The organism is Paraburkholderia ribeironis, assembly GCF_900019265.1.
Classification (GTDB): domain Bacteria; phylum Pseudomonadota; class Gammaproteobacteria; order Burkholderiales; family Burkholderiaceae; genus Paraburkholderia; species Paraburkholderia ribeironis.
Map to the genome: position 1 here is coordinate 19,707 of NZ_CYGX02000021.1, position 19,149 is coordinate 38,855.

Consider the following 19,149-nt stretch of genomic DNA (forward strand, 5'->3'; position numbering starts at 1 on the left):
CATGTCGCATGCCATGCCCGACCGGCTTCTGCCCGGTTCGCCGTATCCGCTCGGTGCGAGCTGGGATGGCCTCGGCGTCAACTTCGCGGTGTTCTCGGCGAACGCGCAGCAAATCGAGCTATGCCTGTTCGATCCCACCGGCCGCAAGGAAATCCGCCGATTCGCGCTGCCCGAATGCACCGACGAAATCTGGCACGGCTACCTGCCGAACGCGCACCCAGGCACCGCTTACGGCTTTCGCGCGCACGGTCCGTATCAGCCGTACCAGGGACATCGCTTCAATCCGCACAAGTTGTTGCTCGATCCGTATGCGCGCAAACTGGTCGGGCAGTTTCGCTGGTCGGATGCGCTGTTCGGCTATCGCGTGCACTCGAATCGCGCCGATCTTTCGATCGACCGCCGCGATTCGGCGCCGGCCATGCCGAAGTGCGTCGTGGTCGACGAAGCGTTCGACTGGTCGCACGACACGCGCCCGAATGTGCCGTGGGGCGAGACCATCATCTACGAAACCCATGTGCGCGGCGTATCGATGTTGCGCGCCGATTTGCGACAGCACGAACGCGGCACGTTCGCCGCGCTGGCCTCGCCAGAGTTCATCGAGCATCTGCTGAAGCTCGGCGTGACCGCGGTCGAATTGCTGCCCGTCCACGCGTTTCTCAACGACCGCTTCCTGGTGGAGCGCGGCCTGCGCAACTACTGGGGTTACAACAGCGCCGCGTTCTTCGCGCCCGAACCATCCTATCTGAGCACGCATCGGCTCGACGAAATGCGCATCGCCGTGCGCCAGTTGCACGCGGCCGGCATCGAAGTAATTCTCGATGTGGTCTACAACCACACCTGCGAGGCCAACGAAATGGGCCCGACCGTCTCGTGGCGCGGCCTCGACAACGCCAGCTACTATCGCCTGATCCCCGGCGACGAGCGCCACCACATCAACGACACCGGCTGCGGCGACACGGTGAACCTGGCGCATCCGCGCGTGCTGCAGATGGTGATGGATTCGCTGCGCTACTGGTCGACGGCGTTCAATATCGACGGCTTCCGCTTCGATCTCGGCGTGACGCTCGGCCGCGAGCAACATGGCTTCGACCCCGGCTCCGGCTTCTTCGACGCGTTGCGCCAGGACCCGATCCTGTCGCAACGCAAGCTGATCTCCGAGCCATGGGACATCGGCCCCGGCGGCTATCAGCTCGGCAACCATCCACCGGGCTTCAGCGAATGGAACGACCGCTTTCGCGACACCGTACGCCGCTTCTGGCGCGGCGACGCCGGCTTGCGGCCCGATCTCGCCGCGCGTCTGACCGGCTCTGCCGATCTGTTCAACCGGCGTTTCCGCAAGCCGTGGGCATCGATCAATTTCATCACATCGCACGACGGCTTCACGCTGGCCGACGTCGCGGCTTACGAACGTAAGCACAACGAAGCCAACCTCGAAGACAACAACGACGGCCACAACGAGAATTGCAGCCGCAACTGGGGCGTCGAAGGCGCGACCGACGATCCCGCGATTCTCGCCACGCGCCAGCGCGTGGCCCGTTCGCTGATCGCCACGCTGCTGATCGCGCTCGGCACGCCGATGATGCTGGCCGGCGACGAAGCGCTGCGCACCCAGAACGGCAACAACAATGCGTACTGCCAGGACAACGAAACATCGTGGCTCGACTGGACGAGCGCGGCCTCACCCGACAGCCGCCAGATGACCGACTTTGTCGCGCGGGTGATGGCGCTGCGCAAGCACCATCCGCTCTTGCGCGAAACGCGCTTCCTGTTCGGCGACCGTGAAGTGTTGCCGGGCCTGTTCGATGTCGGCTGGTTCGACGAACACGGCGACCCGCTGACGATCGAAGCATGGCAGGACCCGGAAGGCCGCGCGTTCACGTTGCGCCGCGCCGGTCCAGGCTTGAATGGCGAAACAGAAGTATTGTTGATGATGCTCAACGCAAACGAGGACATGCTGCGTTTCACACCGCCCGCCCCGCACCTGGAATGGCATGTGCTGTTGGACACCGCGGAACCGGACAGCGCGCCGCATCGGCTGGCGGTGCCGGAGGTCGAAGTCGCCGCGCATGGCCTCGTGATTCTGGCCGCGCAGCCGGTGGGCGAAGCGGACTGGCAGGCCGGCTGGAAGGCCGGCGCGCAGCACGGGCCGCGGCTCCTGACGGCGCTACCGCCCGGTCCGGGTGCGCATGCGTCCAGCAGCGATGCGTCGCCGGGCAGTTGAGTAACCACACGATGACAACACCAACGACATCGTGGCACGAACAGCAGGCAGGCGGCCGCGCCATCGCACGTGCGAAATCGCAAACGCGATCCACACGTGACACGCGGCTCGACGGCCCATTCGAATGGTGAAGAATCATGTCCGAAAGTCCGATTGATCCTCACGCACATCATCACGCGCATTGCCTGCCGTTCAGCGCACAATTGCTGGGCGCCGCGGGCACCAGACCGCGCACGCGATTTCGCTTCTGGGCGCCTTCGTGCAAGACCGTGCAGGTCGTCGTCGAAAACGGCCCGGCACAAGGCGCGCACGACATGACGCCCAGCGGCAACGGCTGGTTCGAAGCCACCGTGGAGTGCGGCGCGGGCACGCTGTATCGCTTGCGGCTCGACGGCGGGCAGACGGTGCCCGACCCGGCTTCGCGCTTTCAGCCGCAGGACGTGCATGGACCGAGCGAAGTCATCGACCCGCGCGCATACCATTGGGAGCACACGAGCTGGCACGGCCGGCCGTGGGAGGAAACGGTGCTGTACGAGTTGCACGTGGGTGCGATGGGCGGCTATGCGGGCGTGATGCAACGCTTGCCGGCGCTCGCCGCGCTCGGCGTCACCGCGATCGAGCTGATGCCGCTGAACGACTTCCCCGGCAAGCACAACTGGGGCTATGACGGCGTGCTGCCGTATGCACCCGATTCCGCCTATGGCCGCCCCGATGAACTGAAAGCGCTGATCGACGCCGCGCACGGTCTCGGCCTGATGGTTTTTCTCGACGTGGTCTACAACCACTTCGGCCCCGACGGCAACTATCTGGACACGTATGCCCGCCCGTTTTTCCGTGCAGGCACACATACGCCGTGGGGTCCGGCGATCGATTTCGACCGTAGTGAAGTGAGTGATTTCTTCACGGATAACGCAGTGTACTGGATTAACGAATACCGGATCGACGGACTGCGTTTCGACGCGGTGCACGCAATCGACAATCACGCGTGGCTGCGCGTGCTGTCCGAGCATATCCGCGCGAGTGTGCAGCATGGCCGGTACGTGCATCTGGTACTCGAAAACGAGCACAACACGGCGAGCCTGCTGGGCACGCATTTCGATGCGCAATGGAACGACGACGCGCACAACACGCTGCACGTTCTGCTGACCGGCGAAACGGAAGGCTACTACCACGCGTATGAGCACCAGCCGATCCGCCGCCTCGCGCGGGTGCTGTCGGAAGGCTTCGCGTATCAGGGCGACCCGTCGCCGATTCACGGTGGCGCGCCGCGCGGCGAATCGAGCCGGCATCTGCCGCCGACGTCGTTCGTGATGTTCCTGCAGAATCACGATCAGATCGGCAACCGTGCATTCGGCGAGCGGCTGCGCAAGCTGACCTCGGACGCTGCCTTGCGCGCCGCCACCGGCCTGCTGCTGTTGTCGCCGCAAATCCCGCTGCTGTTCATGGACGAGGAATACGGCTCGACCCAGCCGTTCCTGTTCTTCACCGACCACACCGGCGAACTCGCCGACGCCGTGCGTGAAGGACGGCGCCGCGAATTCGCGCGCTTTTCGTCGTTCAGCGACGAGAAGCGCCGTGCGCAAATTCCGGATCCGAACGACGCCAGTACGTTCGCCGCGTCGTCGCCGCCCGCACCTGAGGACGCGTGCGCGCCACGCGATGGCGACGTGCCGGACCGGCTCGACTGGATGCACTTCTACAAGTCGGCACTCGCCGTGCGCGCCAAACTGATCACGCCGCGCCTGAAACACAGCAAGGCGCTCGGCGCGAGCGTGCTGAGCGTCGCCGACGGCGGCGATGCCAATGCGTTGATCGCTCGCTGGAAACTGGGTGACGGCGAAACGTTGTCGATCGCGCTGAATCTGTCGAAGGACCGCGTCGCGTTCGACAACGTGCCGGCCGGCAAAGTGATCTTCGAAACGCCGCCGCGCGTGCGCGAGCAGATCGACGTCGGCGTGTTGCCGCCGAACACGTTCGTCGCGTGGTTGACCGGCGAGATCAGCGAGTATGCGATCGGCCACGATGCCCGCATCGCGAGCCAACCGGAGCGCCGCGCGTGACTACCCGACGCTCCGGCGACACGATCGCCACGCTCGCCACCCACGCCGGCTTCGAGGTGCAGTGGCAGGACGCGTACCATGCGACCCAGCAGGTACCCGAGCATACGCTCGCGGTGCTGCTCGAACGAATGGGGCTGCCTTGCGGCAATGCCACGCAAATCCGCCATAGCGCCGCTGCTTTGGAGGCCGAACTATCGGGCCGCAAGATGCCGCCGCTGATGACCGCGGAGGTCGGGCGCGGCATCGCGCTGCCCGCCGCCGCAATCAAATCGGGCAGCCACTATCGGATCGAACTCGAAAGCGGCTCGATCATCGATGGCCGCTTCACGGCGCCCAAAGGCGAGGAGGCCTTGCTCGCGCCAATCGACGAACCCGGCTATCACACCTTCGTCATCAACGAGCAGCGCGTGACGTTGGCCGTCGCGCCGTCGCGCTGCTACACCGTCGACGACGCGTGGCGCACGCTGCAACACGGCACCGAGTACGAGCGCGAACGCGAGCGCGCCGCGCCCACGCCGCCGCTGTGGGGCGTCGCCGCACAACTGTACGGCTTGCGGCGTATCGGTGACGGCGGCATCGGCGACTATTCGGCGCTCGCGCGGACCGCTGTCGAAAGCGCGCAGCGTGGCGCGCACGCGCTCGCCATCAGTCCGACGCACGCGATGTTCAGCGCACAGCCGGAGCGCTTCAGCCCGTATTCGCCGTCGTCGCGCCTGTGGTTGAACGTCGCGCATATCGATCCCGCCGCGGTGTTCGGCGCGAACGCGGCGCGCGCCGCGCTCGAAGCCACGCAGGCCACCGACAGATGGTCGGCACTCGAAGATCTGCCGCTGATCGACTGGCCCAACGCGATGCCGCTGAAGCTGAAGGTGCTGCGCGCGCTCTACGAGCAATTCTGCGCGAACGAGCGTGCGCGGGACACACCGCGCGCACTGGAATTCCACGGCTTCTGCGAGCGCGCCGGCCGCGCGCTCGAAGATCACGCGCGTTTCGAAGCGCTGCACGCCGCGCAACTCGCACAAGGCGGCGATGGCCATTGGCGCAACTGGCCCGAGCCGTTGCGCGACCCGCGCAGCGCGGAGGTCGAAGCGTTCGCCGAAGCCAATCGCCACGAAGTCACCTTCCATCTGTTCCTGCAATGGCTCGCCGCGAAGGGTCTTTCGCACGCGCAGCATGCGGCGCACGAGGCCGGCATGGCGGTCGGCTTGATCGCCGACCTCGCGGTCGGGTGCGATAGCGCCGGCAGCCACGCATGGTCGTATTGCGACGACATGCTGCAAGGCGTGTCGGTCGGCGCGCCACCGGACCTGTACAACCAGGCCGGCCAGGCTTGGGGACTCACCACATTCTCGCCACGCGCGATGCGCACGCAGGGCTTCTCCGCGTTCATCGATATGCTGCGTGCGGCGTTTACGCATGCTGGCGGTGTCCGCATCGATCACATTCTCGGCCTGCGGCGTCTGTGGCTCGTGCCCGAAGGGGACAGCGCGCGCAACGGCGCGTATCTGCGCTATCCGCTCGAAGACCTGCTGCGCCTGATCGCGCTCGAATCGTGGCGACACCGCGCGATCGTGATCGGCGAGGATCTCGGCACCGTGCCGCCGGGCTTTCGCGAGCGGCTCGACGAACACGGCATCGCCGGGATTCGCGTACTGTGGTTCGAGTGCGCGCACGACGGCCACGGTTTCAAGCCGCCGCGCAAGTGGGACCGCAATGCGGTCGGCACCACCACCACGCACGATCTGCCGACCGTGGCCGGCTGGTGGCGCGGCAGCGACATCACGTGGCGCAACCGGATCGGCCAGACGATGGCGCGCGCCGATGGCCGCGACCCTGAAGAGGCCGCTCAGGAGGAACGCGCGCAAGACCGCGCCGGCTTGTGGCGCGCGTTCCAGCAGGCCGGCGTGGCCGCGCAGGACGTCGGCCCGCCGCCGCTCGACAGCCCGCCCGTCGACGAAGCGCTCGCGTTCGTCGCGGCCACCCCTGGGCCCCTCGTCACCTTTCCGCTCGAAGATCTGCTCGCGCTGGTCGATCAGCCGAACTTGCCTGGTTCGATCGACGAGCATCCGAACTGGCGACGTCGCCTCGCGTTGCCGGTCAGCGAGCTGTTCGAGGACGACAGCTTCAACGATCGCCTGCTGGCGGTCGATCGCGCGCGTCGCGCCGCGGCTCGCGCTCCTTCTTCCAACGCTTCTTCGGAGCCTGACACGCCATGACCGTCCCTCGCTCCACGCTGCGCCTCCAGTTCCATCGAGGCTTCACCTTCGACGATGCCGCGCAGCACGTCGACTACTTCGCTGCGCTCGGCATCAGCCACCTGTACGCTTCGCCGATCACGACCGCCGAGCCGGGCTCCACGCACGGCTACGATACCGTCGATTACACCCAGGTCAGCGCCGAATGCGGCGGAGAGGCCGGCCTCAAGCGCCTCGTCGACAAGCTGCGCGCGCACCGGATGGGGTTGATCGTCGACATGGTGCCAAACCATATGGGCATCGGCGGTTCTGGCAACGCGTGGTGGCTCGACATCCTCGAATGGGGCCGCCACAGCGCGTACGCACGCCATTTCGACGTCGATTGGCATTCACCCGATCCAGCGTTGCGGGGCAAGGTGCTGCTGCCGACGCTCGGCGCGCCCTACGGCGAGGAACTCGCGGCGGGCCGCATCGCGCTGCATTTCGCGGCCGACAGCGGACGCTTCTATATCGGCTACGGCCCGCACGTCTTTCCGGTGTGCCCGGTCGAATACGCGTCGATCCTGCAAAGCGCCGACCGTCCCGATCTCGGTGCGCTCGCCGAGCGCTTCCAGGGACTGACGACGCAGCCCAATGATCAGTCACGCGCCGTCGAAGGGCGCGACGAGCTGCGCGAGTTCGTCGCGCAAAACGGCGACGCGGCGATCGAGTTCGCGTTGCAGGCCTATGTACCCGAAGATCCGGTGCCGCGCGACCGTTTGCATCGGCTGATCGAGCGGCAGCACTTTCGCCTTGCATGGTGGCGCACCGCTTCCGATGAAGTGAACTGGCGGCGCTTCTTCGACATCTCGACATTGGCCGGCGTGCGCGTGGAACGGCCCGAAGTGTTCGACGCCGTGCATGCGCTGGTCTTCCGTCTGTATCAGGAGGGTGTGGTGGACGGCTTGCGGATCGATCACGTCGACGGTCTCGCCGAGCCTCGTGAGTACTGCCAACGGTTGCGGCAACGGCTCACGGAATTGCGCGACACCGCGCCGTATGTGGTGGTCGAAAAAATTCTCGGGTGCGGCGAACCGCTGCGCGACGACTGGCCCGTGGACGGCACGACCGGCTACGATTTCATGAGCGACGTGGGCGCGCTGCTGCACGATCCTGCCGGCGCCGAACCGCTTGCGCAAACATGGGCCGAACTCACCGGCCGCAGCCCGCGTTTTGCCGACGAAGCGCTGGCCGCGCGCCGCAAGATCCTCGCGGAAAATCTCTCGGCGGAACTGGACCGCGCCGCACGCGCATTGCACCGGATTGCCCGCGACTCGCTGGTGACGCGCGACTTCACGTTCACGACGCTGCGCCGCGTGCTGGCTGAACTGGTGGTGCATTTTCCGGTGTATCGGATCTATCCGCAGAACGGCTTGCGTAGCGCCGCCGACGACGTCTACTTCGAACAGGCGCTAGCCAGCGCGCGAGCGGCGCTGGCGCGTGCGGACCATGCGACGCTGGAACGCGTGAGCGCATGGCTCGGCGGCAGTGCCGAAGACGCGCCCGGCACCCGTGGCGGCGCGCCGCAGCAGAGCGCGCAAAACGGTGCGCCACCGAGCCACGCGGGGCCATCGCGACGCACCGCGCAGACACTGTTCTCGCAACTGACCGCGCCGGTTTCCGCAAAGGCGATCGAGGATACCGCGTGCTATCGCTACGGCCGGCTGCTGTCGCGCAACGAAGTCGGCTCGGACCCGGGCGAGTTCGCGTTGTCGGTCGAGCAGTTCCACGAGGGCAATCTGGAGCGTTCGCAGCGCTTTCCCCATGCGCTGCTCGCCACGGCCACGCATGATCACAAACGCGGCGAAGATGTGCGTGCGCGCCTCGCGGTGTTGAGCGAGATCGCCCAGGACTGGGGCGCGACGTTGCGCGCGTGGTCCACGTTGAATGCGCCGCATCGGCGTGCGCACGACGGCAAACCGATCAGCAGCGTGAGCCAGCACAAGAGCGACGCGTGGGCGCCCGGCCCCGCCGCAGAAGCGATGCTGTATCAGACGCTGGTGGGCTGCTGGCCACCAGCGCTGCAACCGGACGACGCGGCGGGCGTCAAGGAGCTGGCCGAGCGCGTCGCGCGATGGCAATTGAAGGCGCTGCGCGAAGCGAAGCTGCAAACCAGTTGGTTCGCGCCGGACGAGGCCTACGAAGCGGGTTGCCGTGAGTTCCTGTTCGACATCCTGGCGCCGCAGCGGCGCGACGGGTTCCTGAAGGAGCTGTCCGGGTTCGTCGCGCGGATTGGCCGCGCCGGTGCGCTCAACAGTTTGCAGCAGACGGTGTTGCGCCTGGCATCGCCTGGGATTCCTGATCTTTACCAGGGCACCGAGTTGTGGGACTTCAGTCTGGTCGATCCGGACAATCGCCGGCCGGTCGATTTCGACCGACGTGCGGCATGGCTGGCTGAGACACCGCCATCGGAATTCCTGCCGGGCTGGCGCGATGGACGCGTGAAGCTCGCCGTGGTGCAACGCGTGCTGGCGTTGCGTGCGCACTTGCCGGAATTGCTGAGTCAAAGCGCGTATCTGCCGCTCGCGCTGCGCGGCGAGCACGCTGCGAATGTGATTGCGTTTGCGCGGCGTGACGGCAATGCATGGGCCGTGGTGGTGGCGAGCCGGCTCGCTGCCGGCCTGCTCGGCGACGACAGCGATCTGCCGATGGTCGATCCGGCGAAGTGGGCGGATACGGCAATCGAAATGCCGGCCGATCTATCCGCCCGCGCATTGTTCGACTGGCTCAGTCCGGCGGCGCCGAAGGTCGACGAGAACGGTCTGCTGTATCTGCGCGATGCCCTCGCGGCGATGCCGATTGCGGTGTTGGTGGAGGATGGCGTGCCGCGTAGTTGACGGCTGCTTGGGCGCGGCTCAACCGCCTTCGTCGTCGAAGATCTTCGGATACACGCGCACCAGCACGATGCGCGGGCCTTTCATCTTTTTGACCACGACGTCGAAGCGCTCGAATTCCACGCGCTGTCCTTCGTTGGGCAGATCGTTCAACGCCTGGATCACCAGTCCGCCGACCGATTCGGCCTGGCCCTCGTCGATATCGATCCCCAACGCGCGTTCCAGCGACACCACCGGCAAGCTGCCCCTGCCCATCAGCGTGCCGTCGTCCATGCGGGTCCAATCGGCGTCGCCTTGACGGAATTCGTCGTGAATCTGCCCGACCAGCGCGCCAAGCAGATTGTCGAGCGTCAGGAAACCGATTGGCTTCGCATGCTTGTGGCCGACCAGCGCGAAGTGCGGTGCGCCCTTGCGAAAGCGGCGGAATAGTTCGAGCGCCGGCATCTCCGGCTTCACGAACTGCACGGGCCGCGCGTAACGGGAAAGATCGTCGAGCGTGCTGCCCGCCTGGCGCGCCAGCAGCAAGTCCTTCAAATGGATCATGCCGGCCACGCGCTCGCCGGACGCGTCCTCGAACAGCGGGTAGCGGCTGAAGCGGTGCTGCGCGACCCGCTGCATGTTTTCGCGCAACGGCAGATCGCGCCGCAAGCCGACCATTTCATGAGCCGGCCGCATCAGGTCCGAGACGGTCATACGGGAGAAGTCCAGCGAGTGCGCGATCGTGTTCCATTCGTCCTGGCTGTAGGCGTCGTCCGGCGATCCCAGCTCGGAGGCGACGCGTGCGCGACGCCCGCGCAGGATCAGCTTGAGTTCGTCGGTTGAGTAGTGCGAGTCGTGGCTGTGGCCGGCGTCGAGTCCCGCGAGTCTCAGCACCGCGTTGGCGCTCGAATTGAGCACCCAGATCGCCGGATACATGGCCCAATAGAACCCGTACAGCGGCATCGCGGCCCACAGCGACACCTTCTCCGCCTCGCGAATCGCGAGCGACTTGGGCGCCAGTTCGCCCACCACGATGTGCAGGAACGAAATGCACGAGAACGCAAAAAACAGCGAAATGCCGTGGATCAGCTGCGCCGACTCGACACCGATCAGGCTGAAGAGCGGCATAAGCAGTTGCGCAAAGGCGGGCTCGCCAATCCAGCCGAGCCCGAGCGACGCGAGCGTGATGCCGAGCTGACAGGCGGACAGATAGGCGTCGAGGCGCCCATGCACCTTGGCGAGCAACCGTCCGCGCATGCCGTGCTGGGTGGCGAGGCTTTGTACCCGCGTCTGCCGCAGTTTGACCAGACCGAATTCGGCGGCCACAAAAAAACCGTTGAGAGCAACGAGAAACAACGCACCGATAAGGGCGGCAACCTGGATCAAAGCAGAGGGCTCCGGCAACAAAAGTTGTCAGTATAGAGGGTGAAAGCTCGTTGAAAAGTTAATCGCGCACGACACGCCGCAATCCAGCGCTCACCTCGGCGACGCCGCGCTTAGTGGTACACGCAGCGCGAGCGTGGCAGCTTCGCCATCGGTTGCTTCGCCTTGCTCGAAGCTGCCGCCGTGCGCTTCCGCGACGCGCTTGCACAGCGCGAATACCCACGCGATGCGCTTCGCCTCGCGCGGCTCGCCCGCCTGCTTGCGCGCAAACGCCTCCAGCACGTGAGGCAACGCGGGGTCGTTCAACGCGGCTGCGCGGGGAGCGTACGTGACGACGGCATGCCACGCGCCCGTGTCCGCGTGCGCGGTCAACCTGACCATAGCACCTTCAGCGCTCGCTTCGACGGCGAACGTGAGCATCAGCCATAAGGCCGCGGCGAGACGCTCGCGGTCGCCGTTGAGTTGCTCGGTCGCGAGTTGCGAGTCGATCGTGACTTCCACCCCCCGCGTGCGAGCGAGGCCCGTGCGGACTTCGTCGACGGTTTCATCGAGCAGCGGATGCAGCGGAAACGGCGCATAGGCGAGCGCGAGCGATTTGGTTTCGGCGCGCGTCGCGTCGACGATCGTCTCGAGCAGCTTGACCTGCTGATCCACGCCGCTGCGAATGCCAGTGATGGCGCGCTGCGTGTTGGGATCGTTCGCATCGAGCTTGCGCTCGAGCACGTAGGCCCAGCTATGAATCGCATTCAACGGACCACGCAGATCGTGCGACACCAACGACAGCACGTGATCGCGCATGAACAGCGCGGTTTCCGCACGCAGACGCGCGGTGCGTTCGGATACGACAAAGCCGGAAGAAGCTGGCGATGCGCCGGCAGTTCCGGCTGAAGACGTTGTCACGATCGAGCCCTCTCTGGCGATGCCTGACGATTGAAAGACGCCCCATTATAGGCATGCTGTCCGGCTCAACCAGCGCGCGTGGCCGGACCGCGAATCCCCACGCAATCGGTGTGCCAACCGGCAATCCTGCGCGATGTCGCGTCAACCCGCCTACAATGTCGGTTTTACGTTTTTCACCGAGGAGCAATCTATGTCGACCGTGACTACCGAATCCGGCCTGAAGTACGAAGACATCGTGGAAGGCAGCGGCGCCGAGGCAGTGGCCGGCAAGACCGTCACCGTGCACTACACGGGCTGGCTGACCGATGGCCAGAAGTTCGACTCGAGCAAGGACCGCAACGACCCGTTCGCCTTCGTACTGGGCGGCGGCATGGTCATCAAGGGTTGGGACGAAGGCGTGCAGGGCATGAAGGTCGGCGGCAAGCGCAAGCTGACCATTCCGCCGCAACTCGGCTACGGCGTGCGCGGCGCAGGCGGCGTGATTCCGCCGAATGCGACGCTCGTGTTCGAAGTCGAATTGCTCGAAGTCTGAGCGTTCGCGGTTTTTGTCATCACGCATTGCCGCCGGGTTACGCCCATGAGTCATACCGCCGTCACCGCGCCTAGCGTTTCGTTGCGCCGCTTTGGCGCAATCGAAGCGTCGGACGTGCACGACTTTCACCAGGTCGTGCTCGGACTCGACGGCGCGATGGTGATGGCGGTCAACGGTGTCGCGCAACAGATCGACGCCGGGTCCGCCTGGCTGGTCCCGGCGGGCGCACGGCACGATTACGCGGGCATCGGCGAGAACCGGCAGCTGGTGCTGGATTTGCCGGCCACCTCGCTGGCCGTGCCGGAGCGTCTGTTCGACCGGGCGCGGGCCGTGACGGTCGACGCGTCGCTCGTGCAACTCGTGCATCGGATCGCGGCGCACACGATTGCCGGTGCTCAGGGCGACGATCTGGCCAGCCGGCGTTTCCATTGGGATGCGGCGGCCCGTCTTGGCGCGGCGCTGGTGGCCGACGCCGGCACGGCGGCCGGTGCGCAGGCAGCCGGCGCCGGTCTCGACTTCGCGCGCATCGACCGCTGGCTGCGCGCGCATCTGTCCGAGCCATTGCGTATCGCGGACCTCGCCGCGCATTGCGGCTTCGGCATGCGGCGCTTCCATCAGCTTTTCATCGAAGCGTTCGGCGAAACGCCGCATCGCTATTTGCAGCGGCTGCGGCTCGATACGTCGATCACGCTGCTCGCTGACCCGCGCCGCTCATTGACCGAGATCGCGCTGGAGATCGGCTTCGGCGATCAGAGCGCTTACACGCACGCGTTCACGCGGCGTTTCGGGCTCGCGCCCGGTCAGTGGCGCGCGCTGCGCCACTGAGTTTCATCGCGCGAGCCGCCTGCCACGGCGGCCCACTTTCGGCACCGCTTTCGCCACCGCTTTTGACACCGCTTTCGGCACCGCTTTTGCCACACGCGGCACGACTCAACCCGTCAGACCGCGCGCCAGATCGTTGCGGATATCGCCGGCGTTTTCCAGACCCACGGCAAGCCGGATCAGGCCTTCGCTGATGCCCGCCGCCGCCCGCGCCTCCGGCGTCACGCGGCCGTGCGTGGTCGTGGCCGGATGCGTGATGGTCGTGCGCGTATCGCCGAGGTTGCCGGTAATCGAGCAGATCTTCGTGTTGTCGATTACGCGCCATGCGTTCGCCCGCATCTGCTCAGGCGTATCGCCCTTCAGTTCGAACGACACGATTGCACCGCCTGATTTCTGCTGACGCATGGCCAGTGCATGCTGAGGATGCGATTCGAGCCCAGGGTAGAACACGCGATTGACGGCCGGATGCGAGTCCAGCCAGCGGGCGATTTCGAGCGCATTGGCCGACTGCTTTTCCACCCGCAGCGTCAACGTTTCCATGCCCTTGAGCAACACCCATGCGTTGAACGCGGACAGCGTGGGTCCCGCGCTGCGCACGAACGGGAACACCTTTTCCATGATGAATTTCTTCGAGCCGACCAGCGCGCCGCCGAGTACGCGGCCCTGGCCGTCGAGGAACTTGGTGGCCGAATGCATCACGACGTCCGCGCCGAGCTTCAGCGGCTGTTGCAACGCCGGGCTGCAGAAGCAGTTGTCGACCACGAACAGCGCGTTCGCCGCCTTGGCGATCTTGCTGATCGCTTCGATGTCCGCAATTTCGGTCAATGGATTCGACGGCGTTTCGAGGAAGAACATCTTCGTCTCGGGGCGCACGGCGTTTTTCCATGCGTCGAGATCGGTCGGATCGACGAACGTGGTCGTGATGCCGAACTTGCTGAAGATCTGCGAGAACATGCCGAGCGTCGAGCCGAACAGCGCTTGCGAGCTCACCAGGTGATCGCCTGCCTGCAGCGTGGACATCACCACCGACATGATCGCGGCCATTCCCGACGCCGTCGCCATGCAGGCCTCGCCGCCTTCGAGCGCGGCGAGACGGTCCTGGAACATCGTCACGGTCGGGTTCGTGAAACGCGAGTAGGTGTAGTTCTCTTCGGCGTTCTTGAAGCGCTCGGCGGCGTCCGCGGCGCTCTTGAACACGAAGCTCGAAGTCAGGAAAATCGCTTCGGAGTGCTCGTTAAAGTCGCTGCGCACCGTGCCCGAGCGGACTGCCAGCGTATCGAAGTTCAGGGAGTCGTCCATGTTGGTTCTGGTATCCAATGTTCGATGGCTGCGTCGGGCGCGGCACGCTCGTGAAGACAGCGCAACGCCAGACGGCAGCAACAAAAAAGCCCGCTTTTGCGTCGGCATAAGCGGGCTTCATGTGCGGGGGAAGCTGGAGCGGAGGTGGATGATTGCGGCTGTTCCACCCTTCGCTTTAGCTGTTTCGGGTTGCCCCGCGTCCGCAAGCTGAGATCAAATCGACGCAAGTCGTCATGCTAACACGCTCGTGACGCGGCGTGCCACGCCACGAGCGTGATCGTTCAACGCGCGTTCAACCTACCGACAGTTGCAGGTGCAATTGCGAACGCGCCGGGCCGCCGCCGTCGATCGCTTCGCTCGCGGCGTCGCGGTCCGATTGCGACGACGGTGCGAGACGCGCGGTTTCGATGCGGTCGAGGTACTCGGTGGTGACATCGCCGGTCACGTAGTTGCCGTCGAAGCACGAGGCTTCGAAGTTCTTCAGCGCCGGGTTGATGTCACGCACGGCCTGCTTCAGCGCCTCGACGTCCTGATACACGAGATGATCCGCGCCGATCATGCGCGCGACTTCATCGTCCGAGCGGCCGTGGGCGACCAGTTCACCGCGCGTCGGCATGTCGATGCCGTAGACGTTCGGGAATTTCACCGGCGGCGCCGCCGACGCGAAGATCACCTTGTTCGCGCCCGCATCGCGGGCCATCTGCACGATTTCATGCGAGGTGGTGCCGCGCACGATCGAGTCGTCGACGATCAGCACGTTCTTGCCCTTGAACTCGATGCCCATCGCGTTCAGCTTCTGGCGCACCGACTTCTTGCGCACCGCCTGGCCCGGCATGATGAACGTACGGCCCACGTAACGGTTCTTGAAGAAGCCTTCGCGGTACTCGACGCCCAGCTTCTTCGCGACCTGCATCGCGGCCGGACGGGACGAATCGGGAATCGGCATCACGACGTCGATCGCGACGTCGGGCAGTTCGCGCCTGATCTTCTCGGCGAGGTAATCGCCCATGCGCAACCGCACGTTATACACCGGCACGCCGTCGAGCACCGAGTCCGGACGCGCGAGATAGACGAGTTCGAAAATGCACGGGTTCAGGCTCGGGTTCACCGCGCACTGCTGCGAATGCAGCTTGCCGTCGATGTCGATGAACACCGCTTCGCCCGGCGCCACGTCACGCACGAATTCGAAGCCGATACCTTCGATCGCCACCGATTCCGACGCCAACATCCACTCGACGCCTTCTTCGGTTTCCAGCTTGCCGATGCACAGCGGACGAATCCCAAACGGGTCGCGGAAGCCCAGCAGGCCATAACCGGCGATCAGCGACACGATCGCGTACGACCCGCGCACCCGGCGATGCACGCCCGACACGGCGTTGAACAGCGCGGCCGGATCGAGTTGCAGGCCCGAGCTGGCCAGCTGCAATTCGTGCGCGAGCACGTTGAGCATGACCTCGGTGTCGGAGTTGGTGTTGATGTGGCGGCGATCGACGCGGAACATCTCATCTTTCAGCTGCTGCCAGTTGGTCAGATTGCCGTTGTGCGCGAGGATGATGCCGAACGGCGCATTCACGTAGAACGGCTGGGCTTCTTCTTCGCTCGACGCGGAACCGGCGGTCGGGTAACGGACCTGGCCGATACCGGATGTGCCGGGCAGGCTGCGCATGTTGCGCGTGCGGAACACGTCGCGCACCATACCGTTGGCCTTGTGCATGTGAAAGTTGCTGCCGTCCGCTGTCGCGATGCCGGCGGCGTCCTGACCGCGGTGCTGCAGGAGCAGCAGGCTGTCATAGAGCAACTGATTGACCGGAGAATGGGAAACTACACCTACGATGCCGCACATGGCATGTCCTTCAAAGGTACAAAATTCGTCGTGGCGGCCGGTGCCTGCGATAGCGTCCGCGACGGTACGCGGCGTTGTGTAAAGGCAACCGGTTTGCGCCGGAGTCCTGCTCGGTTCCTCTGACCGCTCGCCTGATCGTCATACGTGGACGTAGGCAGCGAGCGTCTCGGGAAGCAGCGGTTTCATTACGTGCACGCCCTCGACCGCATAGGGCAGAAGCAAGGCGTTGCGCCAGAATTCCTGTTGGGGCAGTTCGGTCAAGCCTGCGAGGGCGACCAGAACCAGCACCAGAATGACCCCGCGGACGAGGCCGAACATCAAACCAAGCGAGCGGTCCACGCCGCCCAGGCCGGTTGCCTGCACGATGCGGCTCAGCAGCGCACTCACCACGCTCGCCACCAGCACCACGCCGATCACCACCAGCGCGAACGCCAGCAGCCACTGGGTCAACGCTCCGCCCGGCCAATGGGACGGGATATATGGCACGACGTAACCGACAAATTCGCAGGCAATGAAAAACGCCGCAATCCAGCCGATCAGCCCGAATATCTCCGACAGAAAGCCACGCCACGTGCCGCGCAACGCCGACAGACCGATCACCGCCATTACAGCGTAGTCGAAGGCAGTGAACATCGCTCGCTTACTGTGCGGCGCCGTTGTGCGCGCCCGACGTCAAGCCGGCCTCGCGAACCTTCGCGATTGCGGCGCTGGCCGCGGCACGGTCGGCGAACGGGCCGGCGCGCAACAGCGTAAGCGTCGAGCCGTCTGCCTGCTTGCGATGTTCGGTATATGCGGGCACGCCCGCCGCTTTCAACTTGGTTGCCCAGTTACGCGCGTTGGCATCGTTGGCGAACGCGCCGAGCTGAACCGCGAAACGGCTGCCCGGCGGCGATGCTGGCGTGCCGGAATTCGCGTCCGCGCTGGCGGCGGTACTGGTGTCGCTCTCGCCTGGGGCCGGCGCGCTCTCGGCGCTGCGCGTGGGCTGCGTTCGGGCCGACTTGGCAGGGGTTGTGGGCGCTGCGGGTGCGGTGTTGGCGACAGCCGGCGCTTGCGGCTTCGCCGCCGGCTTGGCAGCGGGCGCAGCGTTGCTGTCGGTGGTCTGCCTGGTCGCGCCGGGCTCGCTGGCTTTGGCTGCCGTTGCCGGCGCAAGGCCCGAAGCGGCGAGACCTGCGTCGGGCGTCGGGTTATCGGGCGCGACGCCGGCCTGCGTGTCTTCGTGGGTCCTGGCGACGACCCGCGGCGCGGGACGGTTCGGAATGTCGATGGAGATGTCGTCGGTGACGGGCTTGGGATGCGAGTCCAACACCATCGGCAGGATGATCACGGCCGCCACGACCAACGCGATGGCGCCGACCAGCCGGCGCCGCGCACGCTGCTTTTCCGGCAGCGTGGGGTCGAGCAGCATCGCATCGGCATCGACGGTGCGCTCTGTGCGGCGGCTCCGCCGCTCCACGCGCTCGCCACTGGCAGCTCGATTGGAACTGGTGTTTGCGCCACGCCGGGTGGGCGCGTCGTCTTTCTTGCCGAACGAGAAAATTCCCATGAATCGCTTGGTTCGAGCCTGGCGCCCGTTCAGTGTTGCTGCGATTTGCGGTAGGCCATGACGCCGGCTACCGTGTAGAAGCTGCCGAAAACGACGATTCTATCATTCTCTGACGCTCGTTTTAGCGCGTCTTGGAAAGCCTCTGCAGGCGTCGCGTAGCGCGTCACGCTGCTGTCGGCACTGTCGATCACGCCCTGCTCGCGCAATGCCGTTTCAAGTTCTTGCGCCGACGCCGCCCGCGGGGTCGGCAAATCGGTCACGCACCAATGATCGATCTCGCCTTTCAGGTGCGTCAGAAGACCGGCAATGTCCTTGTCGCGCATCGCACCGAACACCGCGTAGGTGTAGGGAAAAAAGCCCATGTTGCCGAGGTTTTGCGTCAGCACCGCGGCTGCATGCGGATTATGACCGACATCCAGCACGATGGCCGGCTTGCCGGGCAGCACCTGGAAACGCCCCGGCAGCTCGACGTTGGCGAGACCGAGCCGGATGTCCTGTGCCGAGACCGGCAACCGGTCGCGCAGCGCTTCAAGTGCGGCCAACGCCGCCGACGTGTTGATCAACTGATTCGCCCCACGCAACGCGGGATACGCGAGCGCCGAACGCCGCATGGTCGGACCGACGTAACTCCATTGCTGGCGCTCGCTGCCCGCCTGGCCTTCATAGCGGAAATCGCGGCCGAATAGCCACAATTCGGCGCCGATCTTCTCCGCGTGCTCGATCAACGATTGCGGCGGCACCGGGTCCGCGCAGATCGCTGGCTTGCCCGGGCGGAAAATGCCGGCTTTTTCAAAGGCAATCTTCTCGCGCGTGTCGCCGAGATAATGCGTGTGATCGATATCGATGCTGGTGATGATCGCGCAGTCGGTATCGAGGATGTTGACCGCGTCGAGGCGGCCGCCCAGGCCCACTTCGAAAATCACCGCGTCCAGTCCACGCGACGCGAACAGGCTCATGATCGCCAGCGTCGTGAATTCGAAGTAAGTCAGCGAGACCGGTTCGGCGAGGCTCAGCCGCGCGGCTTCGACCACTTCGAAGTGCGACAGCAGATCGGCGTCACTGGCCATTTCGCCGTTGATCCTCGCGCGCTCGTTGAACGACAGCAGGTGCGGCGACGTGTGGCAGCCCACCGTGAACCCGGCGCGCAACAGAATGGATTCGAGGATCGCACACGTCGAGCCCTTGCCGTTCGTGCCGCCGACCGTAATCACCGGGCAGGCAAACGGCAGTTGCATTGCGTCGCGTACCTGGGAGATGCGCCCGAGTCCCATGTCGATGCCGACCGGATGCGCGGATTCAAGGTGCGTGAGCCACGCGTCGAGGGTGGGGAATGTGGTCATCGAGTGAATCGCGAGTGAATCGGTTAGGCAGTGTGACGAATATGCACGCGCCGGGCGGCTGCGGCTGCGGCTGCGGCTGCGGCTGCGGCTGCGGCTGCGGCTGCGGCTGTCAGAGCGTAGCGCGCCGGGCACTTTATGCGCAGAAAGCCGCGCGGAGCA

The 19,149-nt window shown here is 65.4% G+C and carries 13 protein-coding genes; 6 read left to right on the plus strand and 7 right to left on the minus strand.

The features are described 5' to 3' along the window. Position 1: 1 nt before the first annotated feature. The 4 genes from glgX to treY all read left to right on the plus strand — a co-directional run bounded on the left by glgX (position 2) and on the right by treY (position 9,352). Complete coding sequence (gene glgX, locus BN2475_RS10695; RefSeq protein ID WP_094779505.1) at positions 2-2,221, plus strand: glycogen debranching protein GlgX; 2,220 nt, start codon at positions 2-4, stop codon at positions 2,219-2,221. Positions 2,222-2,358: 137 nt separating this feature from the next. Next, a complete protein-coding gene (gene treZ, locus BN2475_RS10700) occupies positions 2,359-4,281 on the plus strand; it encodes a malto-oligosyltrehalose trehalohydrolase (RefSeq protein ID WP_094779506.1) in 1,923 nt (640 codons plus the stop codon). Continuing rightward, complete coding sequence (malQ, locus tag BN2475_RS10705; RefSeq protein ID WP_094779507.1) at positions 4,278-6,497, plus strand: 4-alpha-glucanotransferase; 2,220 nt, start codon at positions 4,278-4,280, stop codon at positions 6,495-6,497. The genes treZ and malQ overlap by 4 nt, the downstream gene beginning before the upstream one ends. Next, positions 6,494-9,352, plus strand: coding sequence for a malto-oligosyltrehalose synthase (gene treY, locus BN2475_RS10710; RefSeq protein WP_094779508.1), 2,859 nt, complete (start codon positions 6,494-6,496; stop codon positions 9,350-9,352). The genes malQ and treY overlap by 4 nt, the downstream gene beginning before the upstream one ends. Before the next feature lie 18 nt (positions 9,353-9,370). On the opposite strand, the gene BN2475_RS10715 is transcribed toward treY, so the two are convergent. Further along, positions 9,371-10,714, minus strand: coding sequence for a hemolysin family protein (locus tag BN2475_RS10715; protein WP_094779509.1), 1,344 nt, complete (start codon positions 10,712-10,714; stop codon positions 9,371-9,373). 90 nt (positions 10,715-10,804) lie between these two features. Beyond that, positions 10,805-11,611: a sensor histidine kinase gene (locus tag BN2475_RS10720; RefSeq protein ID WP_094779510.1), complete on the minus strand. Its 807-nt coding sequence runs from the start codon at positions 11,609-11,611 to the stop codon at positions 10,805-10,807. Positions 11,612-11,801: 190 nt separating this feature from the next. Here BN2475_RS10720 and BN2475_RS10725 point away from each other — a divergent pair, with 190 nt between their 5' ends. Both BN2475_RS10725 and BN2475_RS10730 read left to right on the plus strand, forming a co-directional pair. Further along, on the plus strand, positions 11,802-12,143 hold the full coding sequence (locus tag BN2475_RS10725) for an FKBP-type peptidyl-prolyl cis-trans isomerase (RefSeq protein ID WP_094779530.1): 342 nt from the start codon (positions 11,802-11,804) through the stop codon (positions 12,141-12,143). Positions 12,144-12,188: 45 nt separating this feature from the next. Beyond that, positions 12,189-12,968, plus strand: coding sequence for an AraC family transcriptional regulator (locus BN2475_RS10730; RefSeq protein WP_094779511.1), 780 nt, complete (start codon positions 12,189-12,191; stop codon positions 12,966-12,968). 105 nt (positions 12,969-13,073) lie between these two features. On the opposite strand, the gene BN2475_RS10735 is transcribed toward BN2475_RS10730, so the two are convergent. The 5 genes from BN2475_RS10735 to folC all read right to left on the minus strand — a co-directional run bounded on the left by BN2475_RS10735 (position 13,074) and on the right by folC (position 18,990). Next, entirely contained in the window at positions 13,074-14,264 is a 1,191-nt protein-coding gene (locus BN2475_RS10735) for an O-succinylhomoserine sulfhydrylase (RefSeq protein WP_094779512.1), read from the minus strand. Between the two features lie 292 nt (positions 14,265-14,556). Continuing rightward, positions 14,557-16,107, minus strand: coding sequence for an amidophosphoribosyltransferase (gene purF, locus BN2475_RS10740; RefSeq protein WP_094779513.1), 1,551 nt, complete (start codon positions 16,105-16,107; stop codon positions 14,557-14,559). A gap of 138 nt (positions 16,108-16,245) precedes the next feature. After that, positions 16,246-16,740: a CvpA family protein gene (locus BN2475_RS10745; protein WP_094779514.1), complete on the minus strand. Its 495-nt coding sequence runs from the start codon at positions 16,738-16,740 to the stop codon at positions 16,246-16,248. A gap of 7 nt (positions 16,741-16,747) precedes the next feature. Further along, positions 16,748-17,650 carry an SPOR domain-containing protein gene (locus BN2475_RS10750; protein WP_094779515.1) on the minus strand — a complete coding sequence of 301 codons (903 nt, stop codon included), beginning with the start codon at positions 17,648-17,650 and terminating at the stop codon, positions 16,748-16,750. A gap of 29 nt (positions 17,651-17,679) precedes the next feature. After that, positions 17,680-18,990, minus strand: coding sequence for a bifunctional tetrahydrofolate synthase/dihydrofolate synthase (gene folC, locus BN2475_RS10755; protein WP_094779516.1), 1,311 nt, complete (start codon positions 18,988-18,990; stop codon positions 17,680-17,682). Positions 18,991-19,149: the final 159 nt, after the last annotated feature.